Origin of the sequence: Streptococcus sp. 339, from assembly GCF_013277285.1 — a bacterium.
Taxonomy (GTDB): Bacteria; Bacillota; Bacilli; order Lactobacillales; family Streptococcaceae; genus Streptococcus; species Streptococcus pseudopneumoniae.
Genome location: NZ_VMMR01000084.1, coordinates 1 through 1,114, shown reverse-complemented (window position 1 = coordinate 1,114; position 1,114 = coordinate 1). Strand labels below are relative to the sequence as shown.

General features: G+C 32.9%; 1 protein-coding gene and 3 pseudogenes. 2 read left to right on the top strand and 2 right to left on the bottom strand.

The annotated features are described in order from the left end of the window. The first annotated feature begins 5 nt into the window (after window positions 1-5). Window positions 6-146 carry a HepT-like ribonuclease domain-containing protein gene (locus tag HT736_RS09520; protein WP_345890491.1) on the top strand — a complete coding sequence of 47 codons (141 nt, stop codon included), beginning with the start codon at window positions 6-8 and terminating at the stop codon, window positions 144-146. A gap of 1 nt (window position 147) precedes the next feature. Then, window positions 148-482: pseudogene (locus HT736_RS12125) on the top strand (site-specific integrase); the annotation flags it as partial. Window positions 483-496: 14 nt separating this feature from the next. On the opposite strand, the pseudogene HT736_RS09510 reads toward HT736_RS12125, so the two are convergent. Together HT736_RS09510 and HT736_RS09505 are read right to left on the bottom strand one after the other, a co-directional pair. Then, a pseudogene (locus tag HT736_RS09510) lies at window positions 497-604 on the bottom strand (IS5/IS1182 family transposase); the annotation flags it as partial. A 102-nt stretch (window positions 605-706) separates the two neighbouring features. Continuing rightward, window positions 707-1,114 (bottom strand): annotated as a pseudogene (locus HT736_RS09505) (transposase family protein); the annotation flags it as partial.

Genomic DNA, 1,114 nt, shown 5'->3' with positions numbered 1-1,114 from the left:
CTCAGATAAAAGGTTTTAGAAATTTTATTTATCATAATTATTCTAACTTAAATTTTAAAATTATAGAGGGTATATTGAAGGAATCTGTTCCCAAAACGAAAGAATCTTTACACTCGATTATAAGAGAATTAGAAGGTGAATTATAAAATAGAAAATGAAAGAGAAACTCTAAAAACGTATGGAAGATTTGCTAGAAATCGACAAATTTTATTCCTCAAAAAACGAATACTTCCATAAGAGAAATTATTATTGATGAAGATTTAATATCTGTATTGGATGCATTGAAAGAGGAACAAGATAAGGTTCTTTATAATCGTGAAGAATTAAAGAAATATGATTTGGTCTCTTGTGATAGAAGGTATAAACTTTCTACAAATTATGGATTGAATAAATACTTGAAAGTATTTTTATCCGAACTTGGGATAGGTAGCCAAACCATGATAGCAAAAGCAGGCAGGCATATTTACGGTTTATATTTATTAGACTTCCTGCAAAACTAGAATCCTAGTTCATGATTGATAATACCAACAATCAAATTCATTCGTAATCCGAAGCGTTTACGATGATTTCGATAGGTTGTTGAAAATATTTTAAACGTTTTCATAGTGAAATGAAATAAGAACAGGACAAATCGATCAGGACAGTCAAATCGATTTCTAACAATGTTTTAGAAGTAGATGTGTACTATTCTAGTTTCAATCTACTATACTCTGTCAAAAATATTCTCAACCTTGATTCTCTCCTTAGATAGCGCATGGTTACAGGCTTTATCTTCAGCTGTTAGCAGCTTGAGTTTGCTGGATTTCCTCGGAGTTTGCGCTTGAGGATATAGCTTCATGAGCCCTTGATAAGCACTGTCAGCCAAGATTTTACCAGCTTGTCCGATATTTCTGCGACTCATTTTGAACAACTTCATATCATGACAATAGTTCACAGCGAGCTCCAAAGAAACAATTCTCCCTTGACTTGTGACAATCGCTTAAGCCTTCATAGCGTGGCATTTCTTTTTACCAGAATCATTCTCTAATTGTTTTTTTAGAACGATTGATTTTTACTTCCGTCGCATCAATCATTACCGTGTCCTCAGAACTGAGAGGAGTTCTTGAAATCGTAA